22 protein-coding genes are annotated in these 25,192 nt (G+C 62.4%); 20 read left to right on the forward strand and 2 right to left on the reverse strand.

Annotated elements, in window-relative coordinates:
• Positions 1–122 precede the first annotated feature (122 nt).
• Complete coding sequence (gene putA, locus ASD28_RS22755; RefSeq protein WP_056133794.1) at positions 123–3,758, forward strand: trifunctional transcriptional regulator/proline dehydrogenase/L-glutamate gamma-semialdehyde dehydrogenase; 3,636 nt, start codon at positions 123–125, stop codon at positions 3,756–3,758.
• Positions 3,759–3,861: 103 nt separating this feature from the next.
• On the forward strand, positions 3,862–4,977 hold the full coding sequence (gene ald / locus ASD28_RS22760) for an alanine dehydrogenase (protein ID WP_056133797.1): 1,116 nt from the start codon (positions 3,862–3,864) through the stop codon (positions 4,975–4,977).
• Here ald and ASD28_RS22765 read toward each other — a convergent pair.
• A complete protein-coding gene (locus ASD28_RS22765) occupies positions 4,947–5,744 on the reverse strand; it encodes a 5'-methylthioadenosine/adenosylhomocysteine nucleosidase (protein WP_056133802.1) in 798 nt (265 codons plus the stop codon). The genes ald and ASD28_RS22765 overlap by 31 nt on opposite strands.
• A 1,218-nt stretch (positions 5,745–6,962) precedes the next feature.
• Here ASD28_RS22765 and ASD28_RS22770 point away from each other — a divergent pair.
• From ASD28_RS22770 to ASD28_RS22805, 8 genes are all read left to right on the forward strand, one after another.
• Positions 6,963–8,588, forward strand: a complete 1,626-nt coding sequence (locus tag ASD28_RS22770) for a GMC family oxidoreductase (protein WP_056133805.1) — start codon at positions 6,963–6,965, stop codon at positions 8,586–8,588.
• A 136-nt stretch (positions 8,589–8,724) separates the two neighbouring features.
• Positions 8,725–9,498 carry an ABC transporter ATP-binding protein gene (locus tag ASD28_RS22775; protein ID WP_056133808.1) on the forward strand — a complete coding sequence of 258 codons (774 nt, stop codon included), beginning with the start codon at positions 8,725–8,727 and terminating at the stop codon, positions 9,496–9,498.
• Positions 9,495–10,202, forward strand: coding sequence for an ABC transporter ATP-binding protein (locus tag ASD28_RS22780; protein WP_056133810.1), 708 nt, complete (start codon positions 9,495–9,497; stop codon positions 10,200–10,202). Before ASD28_RS22775 ends, ASD28_RS22780 begins: the two co-directional genes overlap by 4 nt.
• Positions 10,203–10,222: 20 nt before the next feature.
• Positions 10,223–11,425, forward strand: a complete 1,203-nt coding sequence (locus ASD28_RS22785; RefSeq protein ID WP_056134765.1) for an ABC transporter substrate-binding protein — start codon at positions 10,223–10,225, stop codon at positions 11,423–11,425.
• Positions 11,426–11,445: 20 nt separating this feature from the next.
• The gene (locus tag ASD28_RS22790) at positions 11,446–12,330 is read left to right on the forward strand and encodes a branched-chain amino acid ABC transporter permease (RefSeq protein WP_056133813.1); all 885 of its coding nucleotides are present in this window, start codon (positions 11,446–11,448) and stop codon (positions 12,328–12,330) included.
• A gap of 10 nt (positions 12,331–12,340) precedes the next feature.
• Positions 12,341–13,321 (forward strand): branched-chain amino acid ABC transporter permease, encoded by a 981-nt coding sequence (locus tag ASD28_RS22795; RefSeq protein WP_056134768.1) that lies wholly within the window; start codon positions 12,341–12,343, stop codon positions 13,319–13,321.
• Positions 13,318–14,154: an alpha/beta fold hydrolase gene (locus tag ASD28_RS22800; RefSeq protein ID WP_229412302.1), complete on the forward strand. Its 837-nt coding sequence runs from the start codon at positions 13,318–13,320 to the stop codon at positions 14,152–14,154. Before ASD28_RS22795 ends, ASD28_RS22800 begins: the two co-directional genes overlap by 4 nt.
• A gap of 59 nt (positions 14,155–14,213) precedes the next feature.
• Positions 14,214–14,984 (forward strand): TSUP family transporter, encoded by a 771-nt coding sequence (locus tag ASD28_RS22805; protein WP_056133816.1) that lies wholly within the window; start codon positions 14,214–14,216, stop codon positions 14,982–14,984.
• Between the two features lie 18 nt (positions 14,985–15,002).
• On the opposite strand, the gene ASD28_RS22810 is transcribed toward ASD28_RS22805, so the two are convergent.
• A complete protein-coding gene (locus tag ASD28_RS22810; protein ID WP_056133819.1) occupies positions 15,003–16,049 on the reverse strand; it encodes a DUF1176 domain-containing protein in 1,047 nt (348 codons plus the stop codon).
• 146 nt (positions 16,050–16,195) lie between these two features.
• On the opposite strand from ASD28_RS22810, the gene mnmG reads away from it, so the two are divergent.
• The 10 genes from mnmG to atpA all read left to right on the forward strand — a co-directional run bounded on the left by mnmG (position 16,196) and on the right by atpA (position 25,180).
• Positions 16,196–18,130 (forward strand): tRNA uridine-5-carboxymethylaminomethyl(34) synthesis enzyme MnmG, encoded by a 1,935-nt coding sequence (gene mnmG / locus ASD28_RS22815; RefSeq protein WP_056133822.1) that lies wholly within the window; start codon positions 16,196–16,198, stop codon positions 18,128–18,130.
• Positions 18,127–18,774: a 16S rRNA (guanine(527)-N(7))-methyltransferase RsmG gene (rsmG, locus tag ASD28_RS22820; protein WP_056133825.1), complete on the forward strand. Its 648-nt coding sequence runs from the start codon at positions 18,127–18,129 to the stop codon at positions 18,772–18,774. The genes mnmG and rsmG overlap by 4 nt, the downstream gene beginning before the upstream one ends.
• A 128-nt stretch (positions 18,775–18,902) precedes the next feature.
• Positions 18,903–19,673 carry a ParA family protein gene (locus tag ASD28_RS22825; RefSeq protein ID WP_056133829.1) on the forward strand — a complete coding sequence of 257 codons (771 nt, stop codon included), beginning with the start codon at positions 18,903–18,905 and terminating at the stop codon, positions 19,671–19,673.
• Positions 19,674–19,691: 18 nt separating this feature from the next.
• On the forward strand, positions 19,692–20,576 hold the full coding sequence (locus tag ASD28_RS22830) for a ParB/RepB/Spo0J family partition protein (protein WP_056133832.1): 885 nt from the start codon (positions 19,692–19,694) through the stop codon (positions 20,574–20,576).
• Positions 20,577–20,989: 413 nt separating this feature from the next.
• Entirely contained in the window at positions 20,990–21,334 is a 345-nt protein-coding gene (locus tag ASD28_RS22835) for an ATP synthase subunit I (RefSeq protein ID WP_056133835.1), read from the forward strand.
• Positions 21,331–22,167 (forward strand): F0F1 ATP synthase subunit A, encoded by an 837-nt coding sequence (atpB, locus tag ASD28_RS22840; RefSeq protein WP_056133839.1) that lies wholly within the window; start codon positions 21,331–21,333, stop codon positions 22,165–22,167. Before ASD28_RS22835 ends, atpB begins: the two co-directional genes overlap by 4 nt.
• 87 nt (positions 22,168–22,254) lie before the next feature.
• A complete protein-coding gene (gene atpE / locus ASD28_RS22845; protein WP_056133842.1) occupies positions 22,255–22,497 on the forward strand; it encodes a F0F1 ATP synthase subunit C in 243 nt (80 codons plus the stop codon).
• Positions 22,498–22,570: 73 nt separating this feature from the next.
• A complete protein-coding gene (locus tag ASD28_RS22850; RefSeq protein ID WP_056133845.1) occupies positions 22,571–23,041 on the forward strand; it encodes a F0F1 ATP synthase subunit B in 471 nt (156 codons plus the stop codon).
• 2 nt (positions 23,042–23,043) lie between these two features.
• Positions 23,044–23,577: a F0F1 ATP synthase subunit delta gene (locus tag ASD28_RS22855; protein WP_056133848.1), complete on the forward strand. Its 534-nt coding sequence runs from the start codon at positions 23,044–23,046 to the stop codon at positions 23,575–23,577.
• Positions 23,578–23,644: 67 nt separating this feature from the next.
• Positions 23,645–25,180, forward strand: a complete 1,536-nt coding sequence (gene atpA / locus ASD28_RS22860; RefSeq protein WP_056133851.1) for a F0F1 ATP synthase subunit alpha — start codon at positions 23,645–23,647, stop codon at positions 25,178–25,180.
• The last annotated feature ends 12 nt before the right edge of the window (positions 25,181–25,192 follow it).

Raw genomic sequence — 25,192 nt, forward strand, 5'->3', positions numbered from 1 at the left:
TGCTAGTCTTCTGTAAAAACAGAATTAATCCAGAAGATTTCCTTCTACAATCGAATCATTGATCCGCACTCCAGACCGGCGTTTGCCGGTGCTCGTCCTCATCCATTTTTTCCTGACCGTTCATGAACATTGCCGCCTTCCCGGCTTCCACCTACGTCCCTTTCGACGCCCTGCAGGCCGAAACCCGCCGCGAACAGACGCCGCTGCGTGCCGCGATCACCGCCGCCTACCGCCGTGACGAGGCCACCGCGGTGGAATGGCTGCTGGCCCAGGGTGCCTGCGCCAACGCCGACGCCTACATGCTGGCGCACCGACTCGTGTCGGCCGTGCGCGAAAAACGTACGCGCTCATCGGGTGTGGATGCACTGATGCACGAATTCTCGCTGTCGTCGGAAGAAGGCGTCGCACTGATGTGCCTGGCCGAAGCGCTGTTGCGCATCCCCGACACGGAAACGGCCGACCGCCTGATCGCCGACAAGATCAGCAAGGGCGACTGGAAAAAACACCTGGGCGAATCGCCGTCGCTGTTCGTGAACGCCGCCACGTGGGGCCTGCTCGTCACCGGCAAGCTCGTGTCGTCCAGCAGCGAGAAGGGTCTCGGCGCCGCGCTGACCCGCATGATCGCCAAGGGCGGCGAGCCGCTGATCCGCAAGGGCGTCGACCTCGCGATGCGCATGCTGGGCAACCAGTTCGTCACCGGCCAGACGATAGCCGAAGCCTTGAAGAACAGCATCGAGAACGAAAACCGTGGCTACCGCTATTCCTATGACATGTTGGGCGAAGCGGCGCTGACGGAATCCGACGCCGACAATTACTATGCCTCGTACGAAGCGGCCATCCACGCGATCGGCAAGGCCTCCAATGGCCGCGGCATCAAGGACGGTCCGGGTATCTCGATCAAGCTGTCGGCCCTGCATCCGCGCTACAGCCGCGCACAGTACGCCCGCGTGATGGGAGAACTGCTGCCGCGCGTGCGCAACCTCGTGCTGCTCGCCAAGGAATACAACATCGGCATCAATATCGACGCCGAGGAAGCGGACCGCCTGGAAATCTCGCTGGACATGCTGGAAGCTCTTGCTTTCGATCCATCTTTGGCCGGCTTCGAAGGCATTGGCCTGGTCGTGCAGGCGTACCAGAAGCGCTGCCCGTTCGTGATCGATTTCGTCGTGGACCTGGCCCGCCGCAGCGGCCGCAAATTCATGGTCCGCCTCGTCAAGGGCGCGTACTGGGATGCAGAAATCAAGCGCGCCCAGGTCGACGGTCTGCCAGGCTATCCGGTGTACACGCGCAAGATCTACACGGACGTGTCTTACCTCGCGTGCGCGCGCAAGCTGCTCGCCGCGACGGACGTGATCTACGCCCAGTTCGCCACGCACAATGCACATTCGCTGTCCGTGATCTACACGTGGGCGAAGGCCGACAACGTCACCAATTACGAATTCCAGTGCCTGCACGGCATGGGAGAAACGCTGTACGACCAGGTCGTCGGCAAAGAGAATCTCGGCAAGGCCTGCCGGATCTACGCGCCGGTCGGTTCGCACGAAACGCTGCTCGCCTACCTCGTGCGCCGCCTTCTGGAAAACGGCGCCAATTCCTCGTTCGTGAACCAGATCGTCGACGAGAGCGTGCCCATCGACACCCTGCTGGCCGATCCGTTCGAAGCCGCGCGCGCCGCGCACTGCCTGCCGCACTCGCGCATTCCGCTGCCGCTGACGCTGTTCCCGGACGGCCGCCGCAACTCCGCCGGCCTCGATCTCGCCAATGAACACGTGCTGGCCGAACTAGCCGCCGATCTCGGTACGCCGCGCCATTACGTGGCCGCACCGGTCGTCGACGGTCCCGTCGCAGCCGCCGGTAAGCTGAACATCGTGAATCCCGCGCAGTCGGCGGACATCGTCGGCCAGGTGACGGAGGCGACCACCGCCGACGTCGATACCGCGCTGCAGGCCGCCGTACACGCCGCACCGGGCTGGGAAGGCGTCGGCAATGCCGGCCGCGCCGATATCATCGCCCGCGTCGGCGATCTGTTCGAGCAATACCGCGGCGAACTGATGGCCCTGGCCGTGCGCGAAGCGGGCAAGTCTCTGCCGAACGCGATCGCGGAAGTGCGCGAAGCCGTCGATTTCCTGCGCTACTACGCGGCCGAGATCCGCAATGCACCGGAAGCGCGCGCGCTGGGCCCGGTGACGTGCATCAGCCCCTGGAACTTCCCGCTCGCAATCTTCACGGGCCAGGTCGCGGCCGCGCTGGCCGCCGGCAACGTCGTGCTGGCCAAGCCGGCCGAGCAGACGCCGCTGATCGCCCACCGCGCCGTGCAGCTGTTCCACGAAGCGGGTGTGCCAAAAGGAGCGCTGCAACTGCTGCCGGGCCGTGGCGAGACCGTCGGCGCCGCGTTGACCGCCGATGCGCGTGTCAAAGGCGTCATTTTTACGGGCTCGACGGAGGTTGCGCAATTGATCAACCGGACGCTGGCAGCCCGTGCCGCGCAGGAAGGCGCCGACATTCCGCTGATCGCCGAGACGGGCGGCCAGAACGCGCTGGTCGTCGATTCCTCCGCACTGCCGGAGCAGGTCGTCCAGGATGTGCTCAGTTCCGCATTCGACAGCGCCGGCCAGCGCTGCTCCGCGCTGCGCGTACTGTTTTTGCAGGAAGATATCGCGGATAAAACGATCAAGATGCTCAAGGGCGCCATGCAGGAATTGCGCGTGGGCGTGCCGGACCGTCTGTCCACCGACATCGGCCCCGTCATCGACAAGGAAGCCCAGCAAAACCTGCTCGGCCACATCGAGCGCATGAAGGCGACGGCGAAGCAGCATTTCTCGCTGGTCTTGCCGGACGTGTTGCTGTCGCAGGGGACGTTCGTGCCGCCGACCATGCTCGAGATCGGCTCGATGAGCGAACTGAAGCGCGAAGTCTTCGGCCCCGTGCTGCACATCGTGCGCTGGCGCCGTTCCGAGCTGGGCAAGGTCGTCGACACGATCAACGCCACCGGCTACGGCCTCACGTTGGGCGTGCATTCGCGCATCGACGAGACGATCGAATTCATCACGACGCGTGCCCACGTCGGCAACATCTACGTGAACCGCAACATCGTGGGCGCCGTCGTCGGCGTGCAGCCGTTCGGCGGCGAAGGCAAATCCGGGACCGGCCCGAAGGCCGGCGGCCCGCTGTACCTGAAGCGCCTGCAAAAGGATGCGGCACCGCTGCTGCGTCACGCTCGCCGCAGCAATAACGCGCTGGACGGCCTGCTTGCCTGGGCGTGCGCGAACGGCCATGGCGACATCGCGAACCTGGCGCACGGTTACATGGAAACGACCCTGGACGGCGTGCGCATCGACTTGCCGGGCCCGACGGGCGAGCGCAACCAGCTCGATTTCGTTCCGCGCGGCACCGTCCTGTGTGCGCCGAACGGCACGGCGAGCCTGCTGAACCAGCTCGCGGCCGCGTTCGCGACGGGCAACCGCGCGCTCGTGCTGACGGAAACGCTGCCCGCGTTGCCGATCGCCGTCAAGGAACACGTGCGTTTCATTACCGCGCAGGAACTGGATGGCAGCGACTTCGCCATGGCCCTCGTCGAGCAGGTTCTCGCCGGGGATCTGCAGGCGCGGCTGGCGACCCGTCCGGGCGCGATCGTCGGCATCGTCGACACCCGCTTGGGCGAACCGGTGGCGTTGTGGCGCCTGGTGGCGGAACGCGCCTTGTGCGTCAACACGACCGCGGCAGGAGGTAACGCAAGCCTGATGACGCTCGGTCTGTAATCCGGGTCCTGATGGCTGCGACGCCGCGGTAGTAGGTTCATAACCTGCGCCGCGGCGTTTTGTTTTTGGAGATGTTTTTTGTAGGTTTAACCTGGAGGCAGACATGTTGATAGGCGTACCAAAAGAAATCAAAAACAATGAATTCCGGGTGGGCCTGACGCCCCCCAGCGTGCATGAACTGGTCGCGCGCGGCCATCGGGTCATCGTGCAGACCGGCGCCGGTGCCGGCATCGGGTTGACGGACGAGCAGTACACGGCCGCCGGCGCCACGCTCGTCCCGTCGGCGCAAGAGATCTTCGCGCAGGCCGACATGGTCGTGAAAGTGAAGGAACCGCAGCCGCAGGAATGCGCGATGCTGCGTCCGGGACAGATCCTGTACACGTATCTGCACCTCGCGCCGGATCCGGAGCAGACGGCGGCCCTGGTGAAATCCGGCGCCGTGTGCATTGCGTACGAAACCATCACAGGCCCGGGCGGCGGCCTGCCGCTGCTGGCGCCGATGAGCGAGGTAGCGGGGCGGATGTCGATCCAGGCCGGCGCCAGCCACCTGGAAAAATCGAAGGGCGGCGCCGGCATCCTGCTGGGCGGCGTGCCGGGCGTGGCGGCCGGCCACATCGTGATCATCGGCGCCGGCGTCGTCGGCACGAATGCGTTGCAGATGGCCGTCGGCATCGGTGCGCGCGTCACCGTGCTCGACAAGAACGTCGACCGCCTGCGCCAGCTGGACCTCGTCTACGGCAACCGGATCTCGACCCTGTATTCGAACGCGCACGCGATCGAGGAAGCGGTGCTGTCTGCCGACCTTGTCATCGGCGGCGTGCTCGTGCCCGGTGCCGCGGCGCCGAAGCTCGTCACGCGCGATATGGTGTCAAAAATGAAAAAAGGGGCCGTCATCGTCGACGTGGCGATCGACCAGGGCGGCTGTTTCGCGACGTCGCATCCGACCACGCACGCCGATCCGACCTTTGTCGTGGACGGCGTTGTTCACTATTGCGTGGCGAACATGCCGGGTGCGGTGGCCCGCACGTCGACATTTGCGCTGAACAACGCGACGATAGCCCACGCCGTGGCGCTGGCGAACAAGGGCTGGCGGCAGGCGCTGCGCGATGACGTCCACCTCAAGAATGGCCTGAACGTCTGCGAAGGGAAAGTCACCTACGCGGCCGTCGCGAAGGATCTTGGCTACGACTACGTGCCGGCGGATTCCCTGCTGGCCTGAGTGACGCCCGCTTTTTGCCAACCCAGGCAGAACTGCCTGACGATGTGAAAGGCATACCGCGCGGCGACGGATTTCACGAAACGCATGAAATCCGTGGCCGCGTGTTCGTTGGCGTTGTCGGAAATCGTCCGGATCACGCCGAACGGGATGCCCAACTCGAAACAGGCTTGCGCGACCGCGGCGCCTTCCATCTCCACCGCCAGCAGACCCGGCAATGCCCCATTCAACGCGTCCAGACGGCCCTTGTCGCTCACGAACTGGTCGGCGCTGGCGATCAGGCCTCGATGCAGCCGCGGCCCGCTGAGCGCGAATACGGCCCTTTCCCCGGGGTCGACGGCAAGCGCGAAATCGTCTTCCAGGAAGCGGTGCGCCGCATCCGCCAGTTGCAACGCCATGTGGTGGTCGGACAGGAAGTGCGTCAAACCCGTCAGCGGCACTTCGTAGCGGGGGAACAAAGGACTCGCATCCATGTCGTGCTGGACGAGCGATTCGGCCACGACGATGTCGCCGACACGGACCGAAGCGTCTCCAGCGCCAGCCACGCCCGTAAAGAGGATGTGGGTAACACCGAACTTCTCCACAAGCGTTGCGGTCGTCAGTGCCGCTGCAACCTTGCCTATACGCGATAAAACGCACACAGCGTCGATTTCCCATAGTCGTCCGACAAAGTACTCGCGCATGCCGTGCGTGAGCTTGTAGGGCCCTTCCATGGCCTCCACGAGCCCCTGCTGTTCTTCGTGCAGCGCGCTGATGATCCCTAATCGCATGTTTTCAGCCTGTTCTGGATGGTTGACGAACGGTTTTGGCGGCTTGTTCACGCTGTTCCCGCTGTTTTTGTATTAATAAAACAAAGATATATATAAAAAATGGTAGTGATAGTAAACGCGTGCCTAGCTGTGGATAAGACGGAATTTGTCTACAGCGTCAACGGTTTACGTGCTCGCGGATCGGCTGGACAAGCATTGTATCGATGCTGAACCGATGTTGGACAAAAACCAGGCGAGCAGAAAAAACGGTTGTTCTGCACATCTGCTCCTGTGGATATGCAGGGCTTTTTCCACAGTCGAGCCGATTTTGTCTGCCGCCAGGACGTTCGCGGGTTGCGAACGCTGTTCCGGATGCGACCTGGGCATCACGTTCTTCCTGTAGACAAACGGCAGTCGAGCAGTGGTTGCGTCAGCTTTTTGGGATGCGACGGCGTTCAGGTTCTTTTTTTTTTGCAGACAAAAGAGCGTTCGCGTCGTGCCTGCTTCACCGTTGATCGCTGCCGGGCGAGTTGTCCTTCTTTAGTTAACTTGGATAGAAAGAAAGGATAGTAATGATAGTAAACGCCGGCTGAACTGTGGATAAACGGGATTTTTTCCACAAGCTCAAGGGTTTACGTGCGTCGAAAGCGGTCGAACAAACCTTGTTTCTGTCGAGGACCAAAACTGGAAAAAAAATTCGAGATCGATTTTCGTGGCAGTTCCACACATTCGATCCTGTGGATATTCAGCAGCTTATCCACAAAAGGCCCGGAAACAGGGAGTTTGGGGGCCGCCGGCAGCTGGCCTGGTCGACGTCGGGCAGGTGTTGTGGTCATGAACGCATCCGGAGTCGGTCGATTTTTTTTGTTGAGCAGAACGATGTCGGGATCGACGACGAAAAATTTTTTTTCGACAGGGCCGCAGCTTTCAAGGCGGCTCGTCAGGTTTACAACCAAAAGCTTGTATACAGAATAATGGTAATAGTTAACGGTGCCACTCTTCTGTGGATAAGCCGGGTTTTTTCCACAACATCAAACGTTTACGGTTCGCATAAGCCGGTGGGCTGGTCTTGTATGTGCCTTGTGGCAAAACTGGATAAAAATCCGGACCGTGCGAAAAACCGATCTTCCTCACATTTCGTACCTGTGGATATTCATACGCTTATCCACAGTCCAGCGACCCCTTGTTGAGCTTGATCATCTGGTAAGCTTGCTCAACCGAATCACGATGCGAGGGTCCATGGAGTCCGCAGGGGAATTCGATGTCATCATTGTCGGGGCCGGCACCGCCGGCTGCGTACTGGCCAATCGCCTGACACGCAGGCCCGACGTGCAGGTGCTGCTGATCGAGGCCGGCGGCAAGGACGATTACCTGTGGATCCACATCCCCGTCGGCTATCTGTACTGCATCGGCAATCCGCGCACGGACTGGTTGTATAAAACGGAAGCGGATCCCGGTCTCGCGGGGCGAGCGCTGATCTATCCGCGCGGTAAAGTCCTGGGCGGCAGTTCGTCGATCAATGGCATGATCTATATGCGCGGCCAGGCCGAGGACTATGACCGCTGGGCCGCCATCACGGGCGACGCCTCCTGGCGCTGGGATCAGGTCCTGCCCATTTTCAAGGCAAGCGAAGACCATCATGGCGGCGCCAGCCCCACCCACGGCAGCGGTGGCGAATGGCGAGTGGAGCGCCAGCGGCTGTCCTGGGAGATCCTCGACGCGTTCCGCGAAGCGGCCCACCAGACGGGCATCCCGAAAGTCGACGATTTCAACGGCGGCGACAACGCAGGCTGTGCCTATTTCGAAGTCAACCAGCGGCGCGGCATCCGGCTGAACACGGCGAAAGCGTTTCTCCGGCCAGCTTCCACGCGGCCGAACCTGACGATCATGACGGGTTGTCATGTCGAAAAGCTGTTGATCGCGCAGACGGAGCAGGGCGCTGTCTGCCGCGGTGTGCAATTCACGGGCAGCGGCCGGGCATTCACGGCGACGGCGCGGCGCGAAACCCTGCTGGCCGCCGGTGCCATCGGCTCGCCGCACATCCTGCAATTGTCCGGCATCGGGCCCGCCGCTTTGCTGCATCAGCATGGGATCACCCCCGTCGTCGATGCGCCCGGCGTCGGCGAAAATTTGCAGGATCATTTGCAGCTGCGCATGGTCTACCGCATCACAGGCGCCCGTTCGCTCAACACGAGCGCCGCGTCGTGGTACGGCAAGATGAAAATCGGCGTGCAATATCTGCTGTTCCAGAGCGGGCCGATGTCGATGGCGCCGTCGCAGCTGGGTGCGTTCGCACGGTCCGATCCCGGCCAGGCGACGCCGAACGTCGAATACCACGTGCAGCCGCTGTCCCTGGAAAAATTCGGCGATCCGCTGCACGGTTTTCCGGCTTTTACTGCCAGCGTGTGCAACCTGCGGCCGACGGCGCGGGGGCACGTCCGGCTGGCGGCGAACGATAGTTACGCGCCGCCGAAAATATCGCCGAACTATCTCAGCACGCCGGAAGACCGCAAGGTGGCGGCCGACGCACTGGCGCTGACCCGGCGCATCGTCGCGGCGCCTGCGCTGGCGCAATACCGCCCGGAAGAATTCAAGCCGGGGCCGCACTACCGCACGGAGGAAGAACTGGCGGAAGCAGCCAGCCTCATCGGCACGACGATTTTCCACCCCGTCGGCACCTGCCGCATGGGAAAAATGGACGATCCGCTCGCCGTCGTCGACGGTGAACTGCGGGTCAAAGGCGTAAAAGGGTTACGCGTCGTCGACGCATCGATCATGCCGACGATTACGTCCGGCAATACGAATTCTCCGACCCTGATGATTGCCGAAAAGACGGCGGCCCTGCTCGACCGCACGTGGTCATAGTGCGTTTTTGCACAACGGGTTTGCGCGCCGTCATGACGTAGCGCAGGGCGATCCGCCTGCCGCGTGCTGTATCTTGACGAGTTCCAAAAGTGTGTATGATTTGTAAAGCTTGAATGGACGAAAGCGGGGAGACGCAATGCCGGACGTCATTCTGGAAACACGTGATCTGACGAAGGAATTCAAGGGTTTTACGGCCGTCAACCAGGTGAGTCTGCAGGTGCAGCGCGGCCATATTCACGCGCTCATCGGCCCCAATGGCGCCGGCAAGACGACGTGCTTCAACCTGCTGACGAAATTTCTTTCTCCGTCCGCCGGCCGCATCCTGTTCAACGGCACCGACATCACCTCGCTCAAACCGGCGCAGATCGCGCGCATGGGCATCATCCGCTCGTTCCAGATCTCGGCCGTGTTTCCTCATCTCACCGTGCTGGAAAATGTGCGCGTCGGCCTGCAGCGCGCCCTCGGCACCAGTTTTCACTTCTGGCGCAGCGAAAAGACCCTGAACCAGCTCGACGACCGCGCCATGGCCTTGCTGGCCGAAGTCGACCTGGAACAGTTTGCCGACACCATCACGGCCGACCTGCCGTACGGCCGCAAGCGCGCGCTCGAGATCGCGACGACGCTCGGCATGGAGCCGGAACTCATGCTGCTGGACGAGCCGACGCAAGGCATGGGCCACGAAGACGTGCACCGGGTGACTGCGCTGATCAAGAAAGTGGCGAGCGGCCGCACGATCCTGATGGTGGAACACAACATGAACGTCGTCTCCGGCATCTGCGACCGCATCTCCGTGCTGCAGCGGGGCGCCGTGCTGGCGGAAGGCAGTTACGCGGACGTGTCGCGCAATCCGCAAGTCATCGAAGCGTACATGGGGAGCGCCGACAACAACCTGGCGGGAGCACACGGATGACGCCGGCACTGGAGATCGAGAACCTGCAGGCCTGGTATGGCGAATCGCATATCCTGCACGGCGTCAGCCTGACCGTGCAGCCGGGCGAAGTCGTCACCCTGCTGGGCCGCAACGGCGCGGGCCGTACGACCACCTTGCGCGCCATCATGGGCCTGACGGGCGCGCGCAGCGGGTCGATCAAGGTCAACGGCGTCGAGGCGATCCGCCTGCCCACGCACCGCATCGCCCACCTCGGCATCGGCTATTGCCCGGAAGAGCGCGGCATTTTCGCATCGCTGTCGGCCGAGGAAAACCTGATGTTGCCGCCGCAGCTGGCCGGCCGCGAGCCTGGCATGAGCGTCGCCGAGATCTACGAAATGTTCCCGAACCTGGTCGAACGGCGCCACAGTCAGGGCACGCGGCTGTCCGGCGGCGAGCAGCAGATGCTGGCCGTCGCACGCATCCTGCGCACGGGCGCGCGCCTGCTGCTGCTGGACGAGATCTCGGAAGGGCTGGCCCCCGTGATCGTGCAGGCGCTGGCGAAGATGATCACGACCCTCAAGGCGAAGGGTTACACGATCGTCATGGTGGAACAGAATTTCCGGTTCGCGGCGCCGCTGGCGGACCGGTTTTACGTCATGGAACACGGCCGCATCGTCACGACGATCGCGGCCGCGGAGCTGCAGGCCAGCATGCCGGCATTGACCGAGCTGCTGGGCGTTTGATCATCGACAACGGAGACCACATGAAAACAGCGATTGCCTTTGCCGCCGCCACCTTCGCGGCCGGTTTGTCCATGCCGGCACTGGCCCAGATCTCGGGCGACACCATCAAAATCGGCATGATCACGGATTTATCGGGCGTGTATTCGGACATCGACGGCAATGGCGGCGCCGAAGCCGTGCGCATGGCGATCGCGGATGCAGGCGGCGCCATCAATGGTAAAAAAATCCAGTTCATCGTCGCCGACCACCAGAACAAGCCGGACATCGCCGCCAGCAAGGCGCGTGAATGGTTCGACCAGCAGGGCGTCGACATGCTGATCGGCGGCACCAACTCCGGCGCCGCCCTGGCCATGGCCAAGGTCGCGGCAGAAAAGAAAAAAGTCTTTATCGCCATCGGTTCCGGCAGTGCGCAACTGACCAACGAACAGTGCTCGCCGTACACCGTGCACTATGCGTACGACACGGTCGCGCTCGCCCGCGGCACGGGCGCAACGATCGTGAAGCAGGGCGGCAAGAGCTGGTACTTCCTCACGGCCGACTACGCGTTCGGCCAGTCGCTGGAAAAGGACACGACCGACGTCGTCAAGGCGAATGGCGGCACCGTGCTGGGCAGTGTGAAGCATCCGTTGGGCGCGTCCGACTTTTCGTCGTTCCTGCTGCAGGCGCAGTCGTCGAAAGCGCAGGTGCTGGGACTGGCGAATGCCGGCGGCGACTTCATCAACTCGGTCAAGGCGGCGAAGGAATTCGGCCTGACGAGCAAGATGAAGATCGCGGGCCTGCTCGTGTTCATCAACGACATCCACACCCTCGGGCTGCAGACGACGCAGGGGCTCTACCTGACGGACGCGTGGTACTGGGACATGAACAACGACACCCGTGCGTGGGCGAAAAAATACTTCGCGAAGATGAAGAAGGAGCCGTCGTCGCTGCAGGCGGCCGATTATTCCGCTGCGATGAACTACCTGAACGCCGTCAAGGCGATCGGCACCGACGATGGCGACAAGGTCATGGCCCAGCTGAAAAAGACCAAGATCAACGACATGTTCACGAAGAATGGTGAAATCCGTCCGGACGGCCGCATGGTGCACGACATGTACCTGATGCAGGTGAAAAAGCCGGCCGAGTCGAAGGCGCCATGGGATTACTACAAGGTCGTGGCCACGATCCCGGGCGCCCAGGCGTACACGACCAAGGCCGAGACCAAGTGCGCGGCGTGGAAGTGAACCTGGCGTAAGCACGTCATATGGAAATTTTCGGCGTCCCCCTGCAGGCGATGATGAGCCAGCTGCTGCTGGGCCTGGTGAACGGTTCGTTCTACGCGATGCTGTCGCTGGGCCTGGCCGTCATCTTCGGCCTGCTCAACGTGATCAATTTCTCGCACGGCGCGCTGTACATGATGGGCGCGTTCGCCGCGTACATCGGCGTCACGTCGTTCGGGCTGAACTACTGGGCGATGCTTATATTGGCGCCATTGATCGTTGGCGCGTTCGGCATCCTTTTCGAAAAGACGATGCTGCGCTGGCTCTACAAGTTCGATCACCTGTACGGCCTGCTGCTGACCTTCGGCATCACCTTGCTGCTGGAAGGCGTGTTCCGTTCGTTTTTCGGCGTGTCCGGCCAGACCCTCGACGTGCCGGAAGCGCTGTCCGGCGCCACCGACCTCGGCTTCATGATCCTGCCGAATTACCGCGCGTGGGTCGTGTTCGCCTCCCTCGTCGTGTGCCTGGCGACCTGGTTCACGATCGAAAAAACGCGGCTGGGCGCCTACCTGCGCGCGGGCACGGAGAACCCAAAACTGGTCGAAGCGTTCGGCGTCAACGTCCCGTTGATGGTGACTTTGACCTACGGCTTCGGCGTCGCGCTGGCGGGCTTTGCCGGCGTGCTGGCGGCGCCCGTCATCAACGTCACGCCGCTGATGGGGTCCAATCTGATCATCGTCGTGTTCGCCGTCGTCGTGATCGGCGGCATGGGGTCGATCCTCGGTTCCATCGTCACCGGCCTGGCGCTGGGCGTCATCGAGGGGCTGACGCGCGTGTTTTATCCGGAGGCGTCGGAAGTGGTCGTGTTCGTCGTGATGGTGATCGTGCTGCTGCTGCGTCCCGCCGGCCTGTTCGGCAAAGAAAAATGAGGCGATGACCATGAACAGAACACTCGGCTACGGCCTCGCACTGCTGGTGGCGCTGGCGGCCCCGTTCGTGGGCTACCCGATCTTCCTGATGAAGCTGCTGTGCTTCGGGCTGTTCGCCTGCGCCTTCAACCTCCTGATCGGCTACACGGGGTTGCTGTCGTTTGGCCATGCGGCGTTCTTCGGCGGCGCCGGCTACGTCACGGGCCACGCGCTGGCGGTGCTCGGCTTGCCGTTCGAGGTGGCGCTCGTGCTGGGCGTGCTGGCGGCCGCGGCGCTGGGTTTCGTCATGGGGCTGTTGGCCATCCGGCGCCAGGGCATCTATTTTTCGATGATCACCCTGGCGCTCGCGCAGATGGTGTATTTCGCCGCGCTGCGCGCGCCGTTCACGCATGGCGAGGACGGGCTGCAGGGCGTCCCGCGCGGCCGGCTGCTGGGCAGCATCGACCTGGGCAACGACCTGATCTTGTACTACGTCGTGCTGGCGATCTGCGTGGCCGGCTTTGCCCTGATCGTGCGCACGGTGCATTCGCCGTTCGGGCAAGTCCTGAAGGCGATCAAGGAAAACGAGGCGCGCGCCATTTCTCTGGGTTACGACGTCGATCGCTACAAGCTCGTCGCCTTCGTGCTGTCGGCCGCGCTGGCCGGCCTGGCGGGCGCGACCAAGACAGTCGTGCTCGGCTTCGAGACGCTGACGGACGTGCACTGGACGATGTCCGGCCTCGTCATCCTGATGACCCTGGTCGGCGGCATGGGCACCCTCGCGGGCCCGATCCTCGGCGCCTTCCTCATCGTCGCGCTGGAAAACAAGCTGGGCGACCTGGGGAACTTCCTGGCCGAGAAGACGCATGTAGAATGGTTCGCATCACTCGGAGAATCGGTGGGCATCGTCACCGGCCTCATCTTTGTTGCCTGCGTGTTGTTGTTCCGCCGGGGTATCGTCGGCGAGATCGCGGCGGTGCTCCACGCTCCGGTTTCAAGGAGACGCACGTGATCGACGAATCCCTCATGCTGGACGTGAACGGCATCCGCATCCACACGACGACGACGGGGCAGGGACCGGCCGTGCTGCTCTTGCACGGTTTTCCCGACACGCACCTCGTCTGGCGCAAGCAGGTTCCCGTCCTGGCCGCCGCGGGCTTCCGCGTGCTGGCGCCCGACCTGCGCGGCTACGGCCGCAGCGACGCGCCGGGCGGCGTCTTCGACTACACGATGGACAAGCTGCGCGGCGACGTGCTGGGCCTGCTCGACGCCCTGCACATCGATAAAGTCTTCCTCGTCGGCCACGACTGGGGCGGCATCATCGGCTGGCAGATCGCTGCGCTGGCACCGGAGCGCGTGCACCGCTACGTGGCGATGTCCACCGGCCATCCGTACGCCATCGCCCGCGCCGGCATCCTGCAGCGCTTGCGCATGACTTATATCCTCGGCTTCATCATGCCGGGCATCGCCGAGCATACGCTGCGCGCCGCCGACTGGTTCATCATGCGCCAGTTCACGGACGAGCCCGGCCAGGCCGACCACTGGAAGCGCGACCTGTCCCCGCCGGGCCGCCTGACGGCCGCCCTGAACTATTACCGCGCCAACCTGAGTCTCGCCCTGCCGCGCGGACACCGCCAGGTCAAGGTGCCCGTGATGGGCTTGTGGAGCGACCGTGACCCGGCCCTGGGCGAAAAGCAGATGCGCGACTCTGCCCACTACGTCGACGGCGAATTTCGTTTCGAGCGCATCCGCGGCGCGGATCACTGGCTGCAATTGACGGCAGCCGGCGAGGTCAACCGCCTGCTGCTGCAATTCCTGGAAGAGGGGCGGGCGGCGGCCGGCTGAGTTTGTTGCGTCGCAACAAGGGTGTCGGACTACAATAGCGCTTTTACGCGTGATTCAACATGTTCGATTTTGCCCTGCTGGCCGTCGCGGCCTTCGTTGCCGGTCTCGTGGATGCTGTCGTCGGTGGGGGAGGATTGATCCAGATCCCGGCGATGTTCGCCATGTTCCCTCGTGAGGTACCGGCGACGCTACTGGGTACGAACAAGCTGGCCGCGATGTTTGGCACTTCGGTCGCCGCCGTCAAATATTCGCGGCGCGTGACAGTCGCCTGGAGCACGGCGGCGCCGGCGGCCCTCGCCGCATTCGCGCTGTCGTTCATCGGTGCGTGGACGGTGACCCGCGTGCCGGGCGATTTCGTCAGGAGCCTATTACCGCTGATTCTCATGGCGGTGGCCGTGTACACGTACAAGAAGAAGGACCTGGGCGCCGTGCATGCGCCGGCCCACAGCGGCATGAAGGAGCGGCTGCTGGCGATGGGTATCGGCGCCGCCATCGGTTTCTATGACGGTTTCTTTGGTCCCGGCACCGGCAGCTTCCTGATCTTCCTGTTCGTCCGCTTCTTCGGGTTCGACTTCCTCAGCGCGTCGGCGGCGGCGAAGATTGTCAACGTCGCCTGCAATATCTCGGCGCTGATCTGGTTCGGCTACAGCGGCCATCTGCTGTGGCAGCTTGGCCTGCTGATGGCCGTGTGCCAGATCGCAGGCTCACTGGTCGGGACACGGCTCGCGCTGAAGCATGGCAGCGGCTTCGTGCGCAAGCTGTTCCTCGTCGTCGTCGGGCTGCTGATCGTAAAGACAGCGTTCGACACGTTCAAGCGGCTCGGCTGGTGATTGTTTCACGTGGAACAGTCAACGCGACTTTCGGACGTTTGTCACGAGCGTCGGTAAGTCCCATGCGCCGCCGGGCGTGAACTGGCGGCACATGCCGGATGTTTTGTCGGAGGTCTGGGCAAACGTGCGGCCGTCCCACGTCCAGGTCGCGGTTGCTACGCAGTCGGCAATGCCACGTCCTTTCTGGAACGAGGTAATGACGCCGTCATCGTAATCCGTGGCGGACGTGGTGACGAGGACGGCCGAGTAGGGCGGTTTCTTATTGACGACCCAGTAGCCGTCGCCCGTGTTGTACGCGGCGATCCAGCAGGTGTGCGACGCGAGCAGTTTGTCCTTCGTGAAAGGACGCACCTCGAGCTGGCCCGCCGTTTCGGACGCCGAGTCCAGCAGTTCGCAATCGCCTTCCTTCACGGTCTTGCGCAATGCGGTTTTGATCTCGCGGGTCTGCGCCGGGGTAAGCTTGATGGGGTTCTTGTCCTGGCTGACCGGCCCTGCCTGGATATCTGGCGCGCGCAATGGTGGCAGAACATTTGATTCCGGTTTGCTGCCCTTCCGCACCAATGCACCAAGCGTATCGAGCCGGCCCTGGAATTCGTCCATCTTGAGCAGCACGGCATTCGCGCCCGCCGTCGAGATAGTCCAGGTCGTGCCCTGACCGGTCCAGGCGATGCGCCCGTCCTTCAGCAGGGCCGGCAGTAGTGCACGCATTTGGGCATCGGTCAGCGTGAGCGTGGACGATTTCGGTTCGATGCGTACGATGCCGACGGCGCGGCCGTCGATGCTCATCGTAAGCCGGTCGGGGGCCGGATGGCGTTCATCTTCCGCCAGCTGCAGCTCGACCTTGGTCGTCTGGTTCGGTCCGGCAGCGCGCGTCAACAGGATGGTGGTGTTCGGACCGTCGTCTTCTTCATTGTAGCCGGCTGCGCGACAGGTTCTCGTGTTGTCACAGACAAGTTCCCAGTCCTTGTAGCTGAACGTGGTCGACGGCAGATCCGAGCGTGGATACGCGCTGACGGTGGCGCTGGCGGCGAGCAGGAGACAGGTGAGAGGACGGTGTTTCGGCATGGCGGCAAGGTCGAGTGAGTGTGGCGAAAAGCCTAACACAGCATTGTTTCACGTGAAACAAATCGTCGTTTTCGCGGCCGAGCCGAAGCTGCATGGAAAAAAGAATCTATAATCCCTTCTTAATCCTCCTCGCAACACACTCCATCATGCTATTTCCGACTGAATTCGACGTGATCGTCGTTGGCGGCGGCCATGCCGGCACCGAAGCGGCGCTCGCGTCTGCGCGCATGGGCCAGAAGACCCTGTTGCTCACTCATAACATCGAAACCCTGGGCGCGATGTCTTGCAACCCGTCCATCGGCGGCATCGGCAAGGGCCACCTCGTCAAGGAAGTGGACGCCATGGGCGGCGCGATGGCCATCGCCACCGACGAAGCCGGTATCCAGTTCCGTATCCTGAACTCCTCGAAGGGCCCGGCCGTGCGTGCCACGCGTGCCCAGGCCGACCGCATGCTGTACAAGCAGGCGATCCGCTCGCGCCTGGAAAACCAGCCGAATTTGTGGCTGTTCCAGCAGGCCGTCGACGACCTGATGGTCGAAGGCGACCGCGTCGTCGGCGCCGTCACGCAGATTGGCTTGCGCTTCCGTGCGCGCGCCGTCGTGCTGACGGCGGGTACTTTCCTCGACGGTAAGATCCACGTCGGTTTGCAGAATTACTCGGCCGGCCGTGCGGGCGATCCGCCTGCCGTGTCGCTGTCGTCGCGCCTGAAGGAATTGAAGCTGCCGCAGGGCCGCCTGAAAACGGGCACGCCGCCGCGCATCGATGGCCGCAGCATCGACTTCTCCGTGATGACGGAACAGCCGGGCGACCTCGATCCGGTCCCCGTGTTTTCGTACATGGGGAATGCCGCGATGCACCCCAAGCAGCTGCCGTGCTGGGTCACGCACACGAATGCGCAGACGCACGACATCATCCGTAACGGTCTCGACCGCAGCCCGATGTACACGGGCGTGATCGAGGGCGTCGGCCCACGCTATTGCCCGTCGATCGAAGACAAGATCCACCGCTTCGCGGCCAAGGAATCGCACCAGATCTTCCTCGAGCCGGAAGGTCTCACCACGAACGAGTTCTATCCGAACGGTATCTCGACGAGCCTCCCGTTCGACGTGCAGTTGGCCCTGGTGCGTTCGATGCGCGGCCTGGAAAACGCGTTCATCCTGCGTCCCGGCTATGCGATCGAATACGATTATTTCGACCCGCGTGGCCTGAAGGCGTCGCTGGAGACGAAGGCCGTCCAGGGCCTGTTCTTCGCCGGCCAGATCAACGGCACCACCGGCTACGAAGAAGCGGCGGCCCAAGGCATGCTGGCCGGTATCAATGCGGCGCTGCAGACACAAGGCCGTGACGCTTGGACCCCGTCCCGCTCGGAAGCCTATCTCGGCGTGCTCGTCGACGACCTCACGACGCAGGGCGTCGCGGAGCCTTACCGCATGTTCACGAGCCGCGCGGAATACCGTCTGTCGCTGCGCGAAGACAATGCGGACATGCGCCTGACGGAGATCGGCCGCAAACTGGGCGTCGTCGGCGATGCGCAGTGGGAAGCGTTCGAGCGCAAACGCGAAGCCGTCGCACGCGAACTGGAACGCCTGCGCGCGACCTGGGTGAATCCGCGCACCCTTGCCGCGGCCGAGTCCGAACGCGTGATCGGCCAAGCGATCGAGCGCGAATACAACCTGGCGGACCTGTTGCGCCGCCCGGGTGTCGAGTACGACAAGCTGGTCACGCTGCAGGGCGTCGACGGCCAGGCGTTGGGCGGCCCAGGCGTGGCGGATCCGGCCGTGAAGGAGCAGGTCGAGATCCAGCTGAAGTATTCGGGCTATATCGACCGCCAGGCACGCGAAGTCGAACGCCACGATCACTATGAAAATCTGAAATTGCCCGAGAACCTGAACTATCTCGAGATCGCGGCGTTGTCGATCGAAGTGCGCCAGAAGCTGGATAAACAGCGTCCGGAGACGCTGGGGCAGGCCTCGCGCATTTCTGGTGTGACGCCGGCGGCAATTTCGTTGCTGCTGGTGCACCTGAAAAAACGCGGCGCCAAAGGCTTTACCAGTGCCCCGAGCGAGGAATCGGCCGCATGAAGAATTTCGATCGAGCGGCCTTGTCCGCCGTGCTGGGCGAGGGCATCGCCGCGATGCGTCTCGACGTGAGTCCGGCCCAGCAGGACAAGCTGATGAATTACCTGGCCCTGATGTTCAAGTGGAACGCCGTCTATAACCTGACGTCGCTGCGCGACCCGATGCAGATGGTCACGCACCATCTGCTGGATTCGCTGGCCGCCGTGCCGGCCTTCGCGGCCGCGCGGAACGTGCTGGACGTGGGTTCCGGCGGCGGTCTGCCGGGCATCGTGCTGGCAATCGTACGGCCAGACATGAAAGTGTCGATGATCGACACGGTCCACAAAAAAACGGCGTTTCTTACGCAGGTGAAGGCGGAACTGGGCCTGGCCAACGTCACGGTGTACACGGCACGAGTGGAGCAACTGCAGGTGAGCGACAAGTTCGACGTCATCACCTCGCGTGCCTTTGCCGACCTGTCGGATTTCGTCAACTGGTCTTCGCACCTGCTGGCAGACGGCGGACGCTATATCGCCCTGAAAGGGGTGGCCCCGAAAGACGAACAGGAACGGTTACCGGCAGAGTGGAAGGTCGACAAGGTGGAACCGCTGGACGTACCGAGACTGGGCGCCGAGCGCCACCTGGTATTCATCGAACGTTCCACGTGAAACAATCGCGCGAACATTACCGTCCCGGCACAAGAATATAAACTGTATAAACAGTTTATACCGTTATTACCATATAAATCGTATAAACCGTTTTAATGGTATTAACCGTATGACAGCTAAAGGCATACATGGCGAAAATTTTTTGCGTAGCAAACCAGAAGGGCGGGGTCGGCAAGACCACCACCAGCGTGAACCTGTCCGCCGGTCTCGCCAGGCTGAACCAGCGCGTGCTGCTGGTCGACCTCGACCCGCAGGGCAATGCCACCATGGGCGCGGGCATCAACAAGGCGGGGCTGACCTCGTCCATCTATGAGGTGCTGCTGGGCGAGGCCGACGTGGCCACGGCGCGCCTGCGCAGCGAAGCAGGGCGCTTCGACGTCTTGCCAGCCAACCGCGAACTGGCCGGTGCCGAAGTGGAGATGGTCGAACTGGAAAACCGCGAGCGCCGCCTGAAGGAAGCGCTGGCCAAGGTCGACGCCGACTACGACTTCATCCTGATCGACTGCCCGCCCGCGCTGTCGATGCTGACCCTGAACGGCCTCGTGTGCGCGCACGGCGTCATCATCCCGATGCAGTGCGAGTATTACGCGCTCGAAGGCCTGTCCGATCTCGTGAACACGATCAAGAAGGTGCATGCGAACCTGAACCATGATCTGCGCATCATCGGCCTGTTGCGTGTGATGTTCGATCCGCGCATGACCCTGTCGCAGCAGGTGTCGGCCCAGCTCGAGCAGCATTTCGGCGACAAGGTGTTCAAGACGATCATCCCGCGCAACGTGCGCCTGGCGGAAGCGCCGTCGTACGGCATCCCGGGCGTCACGTTCGATCCGTCCTCGAAAGGCGCGCAGGCCTACATCGCCTTCGGTGCCGAGATGGTCGAGCGCATCAAGACTATGTAACCAGAACTTATCAACGTCATGGCAACCAAAAAACTCAAAGGACTCGGCCGCGGTCTTGACGCGCTGCTGGGTGGAGACGCTCCCGAGACGCCGGCCGCGCCAAGCGGCGCGCCGTCCCTGCTGCCGGTCGGGCAGATCCAGGCCGGCAAATACCAGCCGCGCACGCGCATGGACGACGGTTCGCTGGCCGAGCTGGCCGCGTCGATCAAATCCCAGGGCATCATGCAGCCGGTGCTCGTGCGGCCCGTCGAGGTGTCGCCGTCCGGCGCGCGCTACGAGATCATCGCCGGCGAACGCCGCTTCCGCGCGGCCCAGTTGGCGGGACTGGACGAGATCCCCGTCCTCGTGCGCGACGTGGACGACCAGAACGCCGCCGCGATGGCGCTGATCGAGAACATCCAGCGCGAAGACCTGAACCCGCTGGAAGAAGCGCAGGGCATCGCGCGCCTGATCTCCGAATTCAGTTTTACCCACGAGCAGGCGGCGCACGCCGTCGGCCGCTCGCGCAGCGCCGTGTCGAACCTGCTGCGTCTCGTGAATCTGGCGCAACCGGTGCAGACGATGCTGATGGCGGGCGACATCGACATGGGGCATGCACGCGCGCTGCTGGCCGTCGACGCGGCCAGCCAGATCGCGCTGGCGAACCAGGTGATCGCCAAGCGCATGTCGGTGCGCGAGACGGAAAAGCTGGTCGCGCGCGCGCTGGAAGAGCAGAACGCACCGCCGGTCGCTGCGCGCCAGAAGGAAAAATCGGGCGACATCGTGCGCCTCGAGGAAGAACTGTCGGACCGCCTGGCGACGCCCGTCGTGTTCAAGATGGGGCCGAAGGGCAAGGGACAGATGATCATCGACTTCGCCGACCTCGACGTCCTCGACACCGTGCTCGCGCGCCTGCGCGCTTGAGCCGCGACGTTGTCACCGATGCCGGGCACGCGCCCGGCATTTTTTTTATCCACAACGGATGCACCACGGCGACGCGCCACGCACTCCCAGCGCACAGCGTCCTCACTGCCGCGGTGCAAATCGAGCAGGGCGGTGAGCATGCCCCTGGTCACGCTACCAGGCTGCGCCGGCCGGTATATGCATGGCCGAAACTATCGGTTTACCCGGCTCGGCAGTCGCAAATACACAACATTTCGTAGGAAATTTAACAGTTTCCAGGTAATTTATTTTGTCGTTTTTACACCCGATATAAGCGAGCGCGCGGAGCGAAGAGTTTGACTATGGCTCCGATAACACCTTATAATCCCGCTGATTCATGTAATTACCATACCGTTACACGGTTCCACTACGGCTGGCGCGAAAAGAACAGAAAAATGCTGCGCTTGGTCTCCCTGCAAATCCTGGCAACACTTGTGGCCGGCGTGATCGCCGGACTGCTTGGGGGGTGGGCTGCGATGTTTTCGGCGGTACTTGGCGGGATGTGTTGTGTCGTGCCCAATGGCATCATGGCGTTTCGCCTGTTCGCCAGTTCACAAAAAATGGGCGGTCCAAACCCTGCCACATTTTTCATCTGGGAATTTGTAAAGATTGCTTTAACGCTCGCGCTGCTGTACGCAACGGCGCGGCTGTACCACGGCCTGAACTGGCTGGCCCTGCTGGGCGGGTTCATCGTGGCGCTAAAAAGTTACATCATTTTATTATTTGGGCATAAACAATGACGAACACGGTAGAAACCGCGGCGGAGCATGCGCCAACCGCAAGTGAATATATCCAGCACCACCTCCACCACCTGACCGCAGGTCACCAGAGCTTCGTCGTCGATTTCCACGTCTGGAATATCGATACCATTTTCTGGTCGATCTTTGCCGGCGTGGTCGGCTGCCTGATCATGTGGCTGGCCGCGCGCAACGCGACCGCGGGTGTGCCGGGCCGTTTCCAGGCCTTCGTCGAAATGATCGTCGAGATGGTCGAAGACCAGTCGAAATCCATCATCCACGGTGACCGCAGCTTCATCGCACCGCTGGCCCTGACCGTGTTCGTCTGGGTTGCCCTGATGAACTCGCTGGACTTCCTCCCGGTCGACCTGTTCTCGACCCTGTTCCGCGTCCTCGGCGTCGAGCACCTGTTCCCGACCCACCGCGTCGTCCCGACCGCCGACCTGAACGGCACCATGGGCATCGCGCTGGGCGTGCTGGCCGTGGTCCTGTACTACAACCTGAAAGTCAAAGGCGTCGGTGGCTGGGTGCATGAGCTGTTCGCTGCACCGTTCGGCATCTACATGGCTCCGTTCAACCTGCTGTTGAACATCATCGAATATGCAGCCCGTACCGTGTCGCTCGCGATGCGACTGTTCGGCAACATGTATGCCGGCGAGCTGTTGTTCCTGTTGATCGCCCTGTTGGGCTCCATGGCAACCGCGTTCGGCTTCGTCGGTCACGTGATTGCAGGTTCGGTCTGGGCGATCTTCCACATCCTGATCGTTGTCCTGCAGGCATTCATTTTCATGATGCTGACGCTGGTCTACATCGGTCAGGCCCACGAGAGCCACTGACAGACGCGATCGCAAGAACGAACAAGATAGTGGTAGTAAAGAAGTTGTAAATTTTTAATTTTTTAACATACTTTTGGAGTAAATCTAATGACTGACTATTCTTACGTTGCGCTGGCTTGCGGTCTGATCATCGGCCTGGGTGCAATCGGTGCCTGTATCGGTATCGCTCTGATGGGCGGCAAATACCTGGAAGCTTCGGCACGTCAGCCTGAACTGATGAACACCCTGCAGACCAAGATGTTCCTGCTGGCTGGCCTGATCGACGCGGCATTCCTGATCGGCGTCGGTATCGCCATGCTGTTCGCTTTCGCAAATCCGTTCCACGCCTAATCGAATCATTATTCGGTTCTGAACAGCCGAACCCCCCAGGTTCGGCATCCGTTTTTGTGAGAAGGAATACACCGTGAACTTGAATGCAACTTTGTTTGCCCAGTTCGTGGTCTTCTTCATCCTGGTTGTTTTCACGATGAAATTCGTGTGGCCGCCGCTGATGAAAGCGCTCGACGAGCGCGCCGAGAGGATCGCGAATGGTCTGGCAGCCGCCGACCGTGGCAAGGCTGAAATGGCCGCCGCAGAAAAGCGCATTGCCGCCGAACTGGCTGCAACGCGTGACGAAAGCACCAAGCGTATCGCCGACGCCGAAAAGCGCGCCGCAGCGATCATCGAAGAAGCCAAGCAGCAGGCATCCGTCGAAGCCGCACGCATCATCGAAGGTGCCAAGGCCGACGCGGAACAGCAGATCACCCGCGCGCGCGAAGAACTGCGTGGCCAGGTGGCCACCCTTGCCGTCGCCGGTGCCGAGCAGATCCTGAAGCGCGAAGTCAATGCAGCGGCCCACGCCGACCTGCTGAACCGCCTGTCGACCGAGCTCTGATCATGGCTGAACTCGCAACCGTCGCCCGCCCTTACGCCGAAGCACTGTTCCGCGTCGCCCAGCAGGGCGACCTGGCCGCCTGGTCGGCCACCGTCGCGGAACTGGCGCAGATCGGTGCCAATCCGGATGTGCAGGCATTTGCTGCCAATCCGAACGTCAAGCAAGCACAGCTGGCCGATACGATTGCGTCCCTGGTCAAGTCGCCGCTGAATGCTGAAGCGAAGAACTTTATCGTGATGCTGGCCGAGAACGGCCGCGTTGCCCTGCTGCCGGAAATCGGTGCCCAGTTTGCTGTGCTCAAGAATGCACAGGAAGGCGCCGCCGACGCGACGATTCACAGCGCGTTTGAACTTTCGGCCGACCAGCTCACCCAGCTGGTTGCCACGCTGGAAAAGAAATTTGGCCGCAAGCTGAACCCCACGGTCGTGGTCGATCCGTCGCTGATCGGTGGCGTGCGCGTGGTCGTCGGCGATGAAGTGCTCGATACCTCGGTCCGCGCGAAGCTGCAGCAGATGCACAACGCGCTGGTCGCCTGAGAAGTCGCACCATCTCCGCGTCCAGGACTTGCCCTACGCATCAAGAAACTATTAGGAGTTAGCACTCATGCAACTTAATTCGTCTGAAATCAGCGAACTGATCAAGAGCCGCATCCAGGGCCTCGAAGGTCAGGCTGATGTTCGTAACCAAGGCACGGTGATCTCCGTCGCCGACGGTATCTGCCGCATCCATGGTCTGTCGGACGTGATGCAGGGCGAGATGCTGGAATTCCCGGGCAACACCTTCGGCCTCGCCATGAACCTCGAGCGCGACTCCGTCGGCGCCGTGATCCTGGGTGCCTACGAGAACATCTCGGAAGGCGACACCGTCAAGACCACGGGCCGCATCCTGGAAGTGCCGGTCGGTCCGGAACTGCGTGGCCGCGTCGTCAACGCACTGGGCCAGCCGATCGACGGCAAGGGTCCGATCGATGCCAAGCTGACCTCGCCGATCGAAAAGATCGCCCCGGGCGTGATCGCCCGCGAATCCGTGTCGCAGCCGCTGCAGACCGGTATCAAGTCGATCGACGCGATGGTGCCGATCGGCCGTGGCCAGCGCGAGCTGATCATCGGCGACCGCCAGACCGGTAAATCGGCTGTCGCTGTCGACGCGATCATCAACCAGAAGGGCCAGGGCGTCACCTGCGTGTACGTCGCAATCGGCCAGAAGGCATCGACCATCAAGAACATCGTGCGCTCGCTGGAAGAGCACGGCGCGATGGAATACACGATCGTCGTCGCCGCTTCGGCGTCCGAATCGGCTGCAATGCAATACATCTCGGCCTACTCGGGCTGCGCGATGGGCGAATACTTCCGCGACCGCGGCGAAGACGCGCTGATCGTGTACGATGACCTGTCGAAGCAGGCCGTTGCATACCGTCAAATTTCGCTGCTGCTGCGCCGCCCGCCGGGCCGCGAAGCATATCCTGGCGACGTGTTCTACCTGCACAGCCGTCTGCTGGAGCGTGCCGCACGCGTGAACGCCGACTACGTCGAGAAGTTCACCAACGGCGCCGTCACCGGCAAGACCGGTTCGCTGACCGCACTGCCGATCATCGAAACGCAAGCGGGCGACGTCTCGGCATTCGTGCCGACCAACGTGATCTCGATTACCGACGGTCAGATCTTCCTGGAAACCTCGCTGTTCAACGCCGGTATCCGTCCGGCGATCAACGCAGGTATCTCGGTGTCGCGCGTCGGTGGCGCAGCCCAGACCAAGATCATCAAGGGCCTGTCCGGCGGTATCCGTACCGACCTGGCACAGTACCGTGAACTGGCCGCGTTCGCGCAGTTCGCATCGGACCTGGACGAGTCGACCCGCAAGCAGCTGGACCGCGGTGCGCGTGTGACCGAACTGCTGAAGCAGAAGCAGTACTCGCCGCTGCCGATCTCGCTGATGGCCGCTTCGCTGTTCGCCGTCAACAAGGGCTACTTCGACAGCATCGACGTCAAGCGCGTGCTGGACTTCGAAGCGGGCCTGCACGGCTTCCTGAAGTCGAGCCACGGCGCGCTGCTGTCGAAGATCGAAGAGACCAAGGCACTGGACAAGGACAGCGAAGCAGCGCTGGCCGCCGCCGTCGCCGATTTCAAGAAGTCGTTCTAAGACCGGCTTATT

This window comes from Massilia sp. Root133 (assembly GCF_001426525.1).
GTDB classification, from domain to species: domain Bacteria; phylum Pseudomonadota; class Gammaproteobacteria; order Burkholderiales; family Burkholderiaceae_D; genus Telluria; species Telluria orientalis.

Excerpts from the sequence above, each read along its gene's own strand:
- putA (WP_056133794.1), top strand. The coding sequence starts at position 123 with ATGAACATTGCCGCCTTCCCGGCTTCCACCTACGTCCCTTTCGACGCC.
- ald (WP_056133797.1), top strand. The coding sequence starts at position 3,862 with ATGTTGATAGGCGTACCAAAAGAAATCAAAAACAATGAATTCCGGGTG.
- ASD28_RS22765 (WP_056133802.1), bottom strand. The coding sequence starts at position 5,744 with ATGCGATTAGGGATCATCAGCGCGCTGCACGAAGAACAGCAGGGGCTC.
- ASD28_RS22770 (WP_056133805.1), top strand. The coding sequence starts at position 6,963 with ATGGAGTCCGCAGGGGAATTCGATGTCATCATTGTCGGGGCCGGCACC.
- ASD28_RS22775 (WP_056133808.1), top strand. The coding sequence starts at position 8,725 with ATGCCGGACGTCATTCTGGAAACACGTGATCTGACGAAGGAATTCAAG.
- ASD28_RS22780 (WP_056133810.1), top strand. The coding sequence starts at position 9,495 with ATGACGCCGGCACTGGAGATCGAGAACCTGCAGGCCTGGTATGGCGAA.
- ASD28_RS22785 (WP_056134765.1), top strand. The coding sequence starts at position 10,223 with ATGAAAACAGCGATTGCCTTTGCCGCCGCCACCTTCGCGGCCGGTTTG.
- ASD28_RS22790 (WP_056133813.1), top strand. The coding sequence starts at position 11,446 with ATGGAAATTTTCGGCGTCCCCCTGCAGGCGATGATGAGCCAGCTGCTG.
- ASD28_RS22795 (WP_056134768.1), top strand. The coding sequence starts at position 12,341 with ATGAACAGAACACTCGGCTACGGCCTCGCACTGCTGGTGGCGCTGGCG.
- ASD28_RS22805 (WP_056133816.1), top strand. The coding sequence starts at position 14,214 with ATGTTCGATTTTGCCCTGCTGGCCGTCGCGGCCTTCGTTGCCGGTCTC.
- ASD28_RS22810 (WP_056133819.1), bottom strand. The coding sequence starts at position 16,049 with ATGCCGAAACACCGTCCTCTCACCTGTCTCCTGCTCGCCGCCAGCGCC.
- mnmG (WP_056133822.1), top strand. The coding sequence starts at position 16,196 with ATGCTATTTCCGACTGAATTCGACGTGATCGTCGTTGGCGGCGGCCAT.
- rsmG (WP_056133825.1), top strand. The coding sequence starts at position 18,127 with ATGAAGAATTTCGATCGAGCGGCCTTGTCCGCCGTGCTGGGCGAGGGC.
- ASD28_RS22825 (WP_056133829.1), top strand. The coding sequence starts at position 18,903 with ATGGCGAAAATTTTTTGCGTAGCAAACCAGAAGGGCGGGGTCGGCAAG.
- ASD28_RS22830 (WP_056133832.1), top strand. The coding sequence starts at position 19,692 with ATGGCAACCAAAAAACTCAAAGGACTCGGCCGCGGTCTTGACGCGCTG.
- ASD28_RS22835 (WP_056133835.1), top strand. The coding sequence starts at position 20,990 with ATGCTGCGCTTGGTCTCCCTGCAAATCCTGGCAACACTTGTGGCCGGC.
- atpB (WP_056133839.1), top strand. The coding sequence starts at position 21,331 with ATGACGAACACGGTAGAAACCGCGGCGGAGCATGCGCCAACCGCAAGT.
- atpE (WP_056133842.1), top strand. The coding sequence starts at position 22,255 with ATGACTGACTATTCTTACGTTGCGCTGGCTTGCGGTCTGATCATCGGC.
- ASD28_RS22855 (WP_056133848.1), top strand. The coding sequence starts at position 23,044 with ATGGCTGAACTCGCAACCGTCGCCCGCCCTTACGCCGAAGCACTGTTC.
- atpA (WP_056133851.1), top strand. The coding sequence starts at position 23,645 with ATGCAACTTAATTCGTCTGAAATCAGCGAACTGATCAAGAGCCGCATC.